This window comes from Treponema sp. J25 (assembly GCF_004343725.1).
Taxonomy (GTDB): Bacteria; Spirochaetota; Spirochaetia; order Treponematales; family Breznakiellaceae; genus J25.
In genome coordinates, this window is record NZ_PTQW01000026.1 from 1 (window position 1) to 5,041 (window position 5,041).

Consider the following 5,041-nt stretch of genomic DNA (forward strand, 5'->3'; position numbering starts at 1 on the left):
GACAGTTGGGCTCAGTTCACATCTCGGGAACGGTAAATATTTTCAAACTTCCCGTCGACTGCCTTGAACAGCCCATAGTAACAATCCAGCAGATACAATTCATTATCTATCCAGCGCAGATAGGGGTTGTAGTAGAGGCGATGATCGAAGTTATCGAAGTAATACTGGTCTATATCCGCCTTTATTATATCTTTAAATGCAGGGTAATACTCCTTAATAAGCATACCATCTTTTGTTATACTCACAAACGAATCTCCTTCTTTCCAATTTCCACTGTGAAATATTATTATTTTTTCATCTACTATCGCACTTCTTTTGTAATATCCGTATGGTATTGATGCTTCGTCTGTCAACTTAAACCAATTAATAAAATCTTCTGTAACCCAGATGTCATTAAAATTACGTTCGCTAGTATCAGAATTATTATAGCCTCCCGCATAATATACTTTATTTAAATATGGTATGAGTTTTGCTTCCTGCCGTTCTCCCAGTTCCGCGATGTTTGAAACCGGCAATACCTTCTTTTTCTCTGGAGGCTTTACATTCTCATTTTCTATCTGGGGTTGTTCTTCGCTAGTAATCACAGGCGTCTTTTCCTTTCCGCAGCCTGATAAAATAACGAGTGTTAGTACCACTATTCCTACAATCTTTTTCATCACTACCACCTCCATTTTTCAAGTTTATAACTAAAATGCATCGCATCGACAGCCCGACCGTACGTACCGCCCCATTCCATACCCAAAACCTGGGTCATAAAGCGTACAAACTCTCGGCTCAAATTGACAAAACCATTTTTATAATAAAATCGCTCTGTTAATGCATCCCACGCTGCGGTGCCTTGAATCCTGTTCTGGGCATCTCTTTCATACTTAATCAACTCATACAGCGCCTGGTTGTCCTTCAGGTAGCTCGTCACCGATGCGGCGGCGCCGGGTTTTAGCGTGTAGTTGCCGTCCTTGTCCTTCTCCGCATAGTCATACCGTTCCAGAACCTGGTACTGCTCCTCGTTGAGGCTCTTACCGCCGTTCAGTAACGGGCTTATCTCAGACAGGGCCTTGTATCGGTCCGCAGTGTCAACCCGCCAGTTCGCATTGGTCGTGCTCAGGGCCGCCACCTGGTCGCTAAGATGTAGCCACTTTGCGGGATTGCCTGCCTTCACCACCTCGTCATACTCCATATAGTCAGCAAAGACCTTCTCAAACGTTGAGAGTCCGCCATCAACCTGATTTTTAAACTTTTGGTCCAGGCTTTCCCATATCGCTTTAACCCCATACCGGAGTTCCATCAATTCTTTCCGTACCGGTATCTTCATGGTCCCATTGAACAGTTGTCCAAACGCCCTATCGTTCATCCAGCTGTCTCCGTCCCGCCGTAGATATATTTGTTTCTGTCTCGTCCTCTCTTCAGAGCATTCTTACCGCCCACTTCAGGGTTGATTGCTCTTCCCCACCGCATATTTCCCCCTAGAAAACACAGACCTTCAAACCTCTCTATTTTAGGAGATGGGGCCTGCACACTTTGTTCGCACCGTCGTTGCAATGGTGTAATAGGAGGAGGCCTCCGACGAGTTCAGTTGTAAAGACCAGGGAACTCGCTGGTACGGCTGGGCACCGGGGCCTTCACTTTTATATTCCCCAAAAACGACCGTCCTTTCAGCTTCCTTTTTATCCCAATTGTGCCACCCCTCGGGCATGATATGGGCCCCCATGGAACATTCCAGGAACACACAACGGGCATGGTTTCGCCAGGGTCTCCCTAAGTAGGTAGAAGGGAAGTTCTCCGTTCCTTCAAGGGAACATCGAAGAAAAATGTACCCGGCCCTTCGGCCCTGGGGTGTTGAGGGAGCGGTAATGTATCCCACCGTTTCCTTTCGACACCGGGAAATAATGCGGCAGGAATCAAACACCGCCAGGGCGGACCCAAAAATAAAATCGATATCCCCCATGATAGTACATTGTCTATAATACTGAGAGGTATCCCGCCGCGGCCCATGTTCCCGGGGGCCGGTAAAGCTTCCCGGAATCAGGGGAGCTAGTGGCAAAGGCCCCGTAAAAAGCGTATCCTGCCAGCCAATAAACTGACAATCCTCAAAATAACATCCGTCTCCATCCACATAGGCGGCAATAGCCTGTCCCACCTGGTCCCCGGGACCGGCGGTGTTTTCAAAGGTGATATGACGGGCAGAACAATAGTCTCCCCCGAAAAAAATCGTATAACTATTGAAGGTCTGATAGGGCCTTCCATCGGGAAACGTTTTTTTGGCATAATCATCCCAACGAACTATCGTGGTATGGGGGTCTTCACCAATCAAATGAACCTGAGGTTTATCAATGACAATTTTTTCCCGGTACACCCCTTTTTTTATGGAGATATACACGGGTTCGTTCGTTCCCACAGGAATCGCGTCTACCGCGGCTTGTATCGAAGGAAAACCAGCTCTTCCCGATGCATCAACCTCTAGGTGCATACTTCCTCCTCCTCTTCCAGCCAGATGTAACCGGACAAACTAAGGTGCATCATCACCACCGTCCATGGGATAGCAAGCGAACCATTCAGGACTCTGGAGTTTCTGAGAAAAATTCCGCCGCTTTCCAGTAACCACAGTCCCTCTGGACACTCCCCCACAAAAAAGGCCATGCTATGGTGGAGTTTTTCATGTTTACCCTTTTTCATCGGTATCTGCAAGGGGCTTACCAGGAAGGACTGGGACGGCCCTGCTGGATCATCGGCACCTTTCCTTCGATTCTCATTCGAGAAGCGGCAGGAACGCTCCAGCGGGATCGGGACGTGGATTATTTTTACGGTTCCGTCCAGAATCGATTCTGGGCTATCCTGGTCCAGTTGTATAAAGAACAGACAGGAGATCACGCTTTTTCCTTAAGCAGGGGTTGGCAAAACCGTAAGGCCATAGAAGAGCGGCGGGCCTTGCTTGCGGCGTTACGCCTCGGGATTAGCGATGTGTATGAAGAAGTGCAAAGCGAAGGTGGAAGTAGCGATGGGGATCTCTGTAATCCCCGGATCAGCCCCTACCTGCCGGCTATTTTTCAGCATCCTGAAACCATAGCGTTGGCCGCTACCAGTCTGTATGCGGCCCGGATAATCCATAAGGCGCTTCTTGCAGAAGGGTATTTCCCCCTCCCTCAGGCCCAGAATCGGCAACAACGGTGCTACCACAGAACCGGACTAGAAAAAACGATGACCCTTGTGACACTCCCTTCCCCCAGTCCTCGGAACAGAAAAAGTCTTACCCAGCTTATCGGGGAATACCGCGAACGGCTTAGTCACTACATCAAGACCTAAAAGGTGTACACCGGTCCCCGTCTTCTACGCCCATTTTGAGACCCCCGTTCACCAATAGGTAGATCACATGCGCCCCCTCATAGCTGAAAAATGTCGGTGAATTTTTTGTAATATTATTCTTGTTGTATATCTAAAAAAGTGTTACAATTCTCATGGTTCCCGATTAAAAGGGTAGGGCGTTACGCTCTATAGCACTCAAAAAAGGAGTTAAGATGACAAAGGTTAAAATTCTTTTGTTGTGTTCCTGTGTTTGCTTTGCAGGATGCTCTTCAGTATCCACCCCAAAGAAGAATGAAGCTACGGCAAGCAATGCGCTCAAAGTTGTTTTCAACGCCGCTTCCGTTTTCGACGGCTCCCAGGCAAAAGACATCACGTTCAATACAGATGGCTCGGTAAGCTACGTTGCAACCGCGGTCGCATCCGGCGGCGGTGTGGTGTTCTATATCAAGCCGGATAGATCCGTCATCAATATCTCAAACTATGATTCCGTGGATATCACGGTGGAATGCGCTCCTGTAGAAGGCAAGTGGGCCCCGGGCGCAAAAAAGCCCAGTTTCGGTTTCAGGTTGTATACGCCGGAGGCCACAGGCTTCTGGAGCGGCTTCGAAGATGTCGAGTACTTTGATTACGAAGGCGAAGGGATGTCCGGCACAATCGTGAAGAACGTAAAGATCAATGATGCCTGGGTAAAGAAATACATTAACAGCTGTGACAACGACGATGTCATCGGCTTCACGTTAAAATTCAACGCGTACCAGCGCGGCAACAACGAGAAGGACGAACTCAAGGTTACCATCAAGAGCGTGGTCTTCAATAAGAAGCCGGGGACTCCGCCCGATGCGCCCACCTCTGACGGTCTTACGGAAGCCGACCGGGGAAAAGTGGTCCGTATTACCTATCCATCGCATGACTACGTGAGTGGCGATACCACAATTTACCAGAAACCGGCCTGGGTATACCTGCCCGCAGGGTATAACGCGGCTGACAAGGGCACAAAGTATCCGCTGCTTATCCTCTTGCACGGGTACCAGCAGAATCAGGATACCTGGGGCCTCAGAGACAAAGGGACCGGTGGCAAAATCAAGGGATACCTGGACCGGGGCATACACTCCGGCGAGGTCAAGAAGTTTGTGCTCGTCGTCGTTAACGGTGTGGCGAGCAAGAACTACGCAAGTGGTACAGGAACGGACATCGCAGGGTTCAACGCCTTCGGCGGCGAGCTCAGGAACGACCTCATTCCGTTCATGCGCGCAAACTATAATATCGCGGAAGGCCGGGATAACGTAGCTCTTGCCGGACTCTCGATGGGCGGAATGCAGACAGTAAACATCGGCATTGGGGAGACATTGGACTTGATCAGCTGGTTTGGAGTTTTCTCCTTCCCCATGCCGCCTGCCGCCGAGCTAAACAATAAAATCAAGGCAAGGGGCTTTGAATCATACAACATCAACTATCTCTATGCCATATGCGGCGACCAGGACTTCCTTATCAAGTGGGATGCGTACGAAAAGAGCGTAAAAGACCTGAGCGAGGGATTTGACAAGGTCAAGCTCGGTACAAACTTTTCATACGAGCGCTTTGAAGGCGGCACCCATGACTTCCCTGTTTGGTACCAAGGATTTAAGAACTTCATACCGCTGATTTTCAAGAAATAGATGCATCATGGGCAGAACGAGCCTGGCGCAAACCAGGCTCGTTTCCCGTATTAGCGAAAAGATAATGTACCCGCTGCCATGACCCC

The 5,041-nt window shown here is 49.2% G+C and carries 6 protein-coding genes; 2 read left to right on the forward strand and 4 right to left on the reverse strand.

The genetic code is table 11. The features are described 5' to 3' along the window. Positions 1-11 precede the first annotated feature (11 nt). From C5O22_RS08710 to C5O22_RS08725, 4 genes are all read right to left on the reverse strand, one after another. On the reverse strand, positions 12-671 hold the full coding sequence (locus C5O22_RS08710) for a hypothetical protein (RefSeq protein ID WP_132780979.1): 660 nt from the start codon (positions 669-671) through the stop codon (positions 12-14). Continuing rightward, complete coding sequence (locus C5O22_RS08715; protein WP_132780980.1) at positions 659-1,351, reverse strand: hypothetical protein; 693 nt, start codon at positions 1,349-1,351, stop codon at positions 659-661. The genes C5O22_RS08710 and C5O22_RS08715 overlap by 13 nt, the downstream gene beginning before the upstream one ends. Before the next feature lie 144 nt (positions 1,352-1,495). Then, the gene (locus tag C5O22_RS08720; RefSeq protein WP_132780982.1) at positions 1,496-2,467 is read right to left on the reverse strand and encodes a pectinesterase family protein; all 972 of its coding nucleotides are present in this window, start codon (positions 2,465-2,467) and stop codon (positions 1,496-1,498) included. Then, positions 2,458-2,673 (reverse strand): hypothetical protein, encoded by a 216-nt coding sequence (locus tag C5O22_RS08725; protein WP_132780983.1) that lies wholly within the window; start codon positions 2,671-2,673, stop codon positions 2,458-2,460. The genes C5O22_RS08720 and C5O22_RS08725 overlap by 10 nt, the downstream gene beginning before the upstream one ends. Here C5O22_RS08725 and C5O22_RS08730 point away from each other — a divergent pair. Then, entirely contained in the window at positions 2,656-3,300 is a 645-nt protein-coding gene (locus tag C5O22_RS08730) for a uracil-DNA glycosylase family protein (protein ID WP_132780984.1), read from the forward strand. The two genes, C5O22_RS08725 and C5O22_RS08730, sit on opposite strands and share 18 nt — an antisense overlap. A gap of 212 nt (positions 3,301-3,512) precedes the next feature. Beyond that, entirely contained in the window at positions 3,513-4,955 is a 1,443-nt protein-coding gene (locus C5O22_RS08735; RefSeq protein ID WP_132780986.1) for an alpha/beta hydrolase, read from the forward strand. Positions 4,956-5,041 lie beyond the last annotated feature (86 nt).